The organism is Methylobacterium sp. WL6, from assembly GCF_008040095.1.
In the GTDB taxonomy this organism is placed as follows: domain Bacteria; phylum Pseudomonadota; class Alphaproteobacteria; order Rhizobiales; family Beijerinckiaceae; genus Methylobacterium.
The window spans coordinates 1-3,176 of the sequence record NZ_VRVH01000414.1; the positions used below are offsets into that span (position 1 = coordinate 1).

2 protein-coding genes and 1 pseudogene are annotated in these 3,176 nt (G+C 72.5%); 2 read left to right on the forward strand and 1 reads right to left on the reverse strand.

Going from position 1 to position 3,176, the window contains the following annotated elements; genetic code table 11:
* Window positions 1–432 (forward strand): annotated as a pseudogene (locus tag FV230_RS30045) (hypothetical protein); the annotation flags it as partial.
* Between the two features lie 71 nt (window positions 433–503).
* On the opposite strand, the gene FV230_RS26470 reads toward FV230_RS30045, so the two are convergent.
* On the reverse strand, window positions 504–842 hold the full coding sequence (locus tag FV230_RS26470; protein WP_147844500.1) for a hypothetical protein: 339 nt from the start codon (window positions 840–842) through the stop codon (window positions 504–506).
* A 322-nt stretch (window positions 843–1,164) separates the two neighbouring features.
* Here FV230_RS26470 and FV230_RS26475 point away from each other — a divergent pair, with 322 nt between their 5' ends.
* Window positions 1,165–3,060 (forward strand): PAS domain-containing sensor histidine kinase, encoded by a 1,896-nt coding sequence (locus FV230_RS26475; RefSeq protein WP_147844501.1) that lies wholly within the window; start codon window positions 1,165–1,167, stop codon window positions 3,058–3,060.
* Window positions 3,061–3,176 lie beyond the last annotated feature (116 nt).

Here is a 3,176-nt window from a genome sequence, read left to right on the forward strand (position 1 = left end):
CTGCTCGGCCTCTCCGCCGCCCACGACGTCCCGGGCTTCCTCGCCGCCCTGTCGGACGGGCTCGGGCTGCCGGCGAATTTCCTGCGCAGCGCGCCCGACGCCGGCTCGCGCTACGACCTGCTCACGCTGTGCCTGCGCGCCGCCGACCTCCACGAGGAGGAGGCGGTCTACGTCTTCCTGACCCTCGACGAGGCGGTCTCGCGCTCGGCCGAGCGGGTGTTCGAGCTCGTCCGCCTGTTTCGGACCACCGATCGTCCCGCCGCCCGCGACCTGCTCTCGGCGATCCTCGACCGGCCGCTGCGCGAGCGCAGCGGCGCGTCCGACGCCCACCAGCCGCACCATGCGCCGGACACGGGCAAGATCCGGCAGGCCGCGGCCGAGCGGCCAGCGAACCGGACGCCCCTCCCGATGCGGGCTCGGAAGTCGTCCTGAGATCGGCCGGCGCCGGCCGCCGGCTGGGGCTCACGCACTCCGCGTCGTCGTATCGTCCAGTACGAACGGCCTCAACGCCCCTCCGAGCCCCGCCACGGAGCCTTGCGATCGGCATCCGCGAGGGTGTCGCGCGAGGCGGCCTGCGGACCGACGTGCCGGCCGAGCTCGGTCATGGCCTCCTGCGCCAGGCGCTGCCGGGACTCCGCCGGCATCGCGCTCCAGGCGGCCGTGGCGGACCCGACCGTGGCGAGCAACGTCGATCCCGTCGCGGGCGCCGGGAACGCCGCGTCGCGCGGACCGGCCATCTCGGGTGCGGACGGAACGCTCGCGCGTGTCCCCGGCTGGTCGCGGGTCGCCGCCAGGTACGACAACGCGCCGATCACCAGGGCGGCTCGCAGCAGGAACGACATGGACGGTGATCCGGGAAGCGTGCGGGTCGAAGACGGCCGAGGGTGGGGCCGGCTTCCTGAATCCAACGTCAACCGATCGCCTAAAAGGCATTCGATGGTGAACGAGCCCCGACGGGGACACCCTGCGCGTAGTCACGGTTACGTTGTGGAAAGCATCCCGGCCATCGCGGGCCGACGCGCAACACTCGTTTAAGCCGGGTCTGCGAGGGTCGGGATCTAGTCGTTCGTCACCGAACCGGGGGGCGCGAAGGCCGAGTATTACCAGGCATGCCGCGTTGTTGGCCGTCCTGGTCTTGGGTCTTGTGCGTTGCGCGTATCTGCCTTGCGTATTCAACACCGGCTGCCCGCGCTGCTCGACGCCCGCCTCGCGAGCTTCGTGCATGAATCGGCGATCGAGGATGCCAGCGTGCGCTTCCGCCACGAGCGCTTCCTCGTGTCGCGCCTCGCCACCGGCGCGGTGATGATGGCCGGCCTGCCGCCCTACCTGCTGTGGCGCGGCGTGCCGTCGGGCATCGAGGTCCTGGCGATCGCCAGCCTGTTCCTGCCCGTGCTCGCCGCCGTCCTGCTCTCGCGCACCGGCTCGCTGTGGATCGCGCACGCCGTCTCGTCGGCCGGCCTCACCGGCCTCGTCGTGTGCCTCGCCAGCCTCACCGGCGGCGTGCAGTCGGCCGCCGCGATCTGGCTCGTGGCGATCCCGCTCGAGGCGGTGGTCTCCGGCTCGAAGCGCGCCACCGTCGCGGCGTCGCTGCTCGCGATGGTCGGCGTCCTCTGCGTGGCGTTCACCGGATCGTGGATCATCACGAGCCCGACCATGGCGCTGTCGGCCTCCGTCGCGATGCCGGTCTTCGCCATCACCGCGATCGGCCACGTCGCCGCGCAGGTGTTGGAGCAGATGCGCAACGAGGGCCAGTGGCGCAAGCGCATGCGGGACAACGAGGCCCGCGACCGGATGCTGCTCGCGGCGATCGACGACCTCGTGACCTGGCACGACGTCAACGGCCGGGTGATCGAGGCGTCGGCCTCGGCCGAGACGCTCGTCGGCACCGATGCGATGCGCTTGCGCGGCCACGGCCTGCTCGAGCGGGTGCACGTGGCCGACCGCCCCGCCTTCCTCCAGGCGATCAGCGATGTCGCGGCTCTCGGCAAGCCGGCGACGGTGCAGCTGCGCCTCAACGTCGACCCGACCGCCCGGCGCCAGGACGGCGCGCGGCTGATCCATGTCGAGATGCGCGCCCACCGGATCGCGCAGTCGCCGTCGGGCCCGGTCGGCGTCGTCGCGGTGACCCGCGACGTGACCGAGCATCGCCGCCACGCCGAGGAGCTCGAGCGCGCCCGCGCCGAGGCGGAGCGCGCCGACGAGGTGAAGAGCCGGTTCCTGGCCAACGTCACCCACGAGCTGCGCACGCCGCTGAACGCCATCATCGGCTTCTCCGAGGTCCTAGCCGGCGAAGGCGCGGTCGTGCTCGCACCGGAGCGGGCGCGGGAATATGCCGGCATCATCGGCGCCTCGGGCCAGCACCTGCTCAGCGTCGTCAACACGCTGCTCGACATGAGCCGGATCCAAAGCGGCAACTTCGACTACGCGCCCGAGCTGGTCGACGCGGCGGCGCTGACGCGCAGCTGCTGCGACCTGATGAAGCTCAAGGCCGATGCGGTCGGCGTCATGCTCGCGCAGGTCGCCGAGCCCGGCCCGATCGAGATCACCGCCGATTCGCGCGCCTGCCGTCAGGTGCTGATCAACCTTATCTCGAACGCGGTAAAGTTCACGCCGGCCGGCGGCCGCGTCGAGGTGGCGCTGCGCCGGACCGCGGCCGGCCTCGACCTGATCGTGTCGGATACCGGCATCGGCATCCGCGAGGCCGACCTGCCGCGACTCGGAACGCCGTTCTTCCAGGCCGGCTCCGGCGGCTACAAGCGCACCCACGAGGGCACCGGCCTCGGCCTCTCGGTGGTGCAGGGTCTCGTCGGCCTGCACGGCGGCACGATCGCGATCGAGAGCGCGCCGGATGCCGGGACCACGGTCACCGTCAGCCTGCCGAGGGCCTGCCGGTCGGCCGAGAGCCCGGTCGGCACTGCGCCGCTCACCGCCCGGGTTCGCCCGGCCGGCAGGGCTTCGGCAACCGGCGCCGTGGTGCGGCTGCCGCTCGGCCTGTTCGACACCGGGCCGACGGTGGTGCGGGAGATCGACGATCCCGCGCGCCTGCGCCGCGTCGGCTGATCGAAACGCAACGGGGAGACAGAATGTCCGAGATGCGCGACCATCGCGAGATCACCGTCGCCGGAGACGCCCGCAGCGCCCGCCCGGCCAAGGCCCCCCGCCGCCCGGCGCAGCGC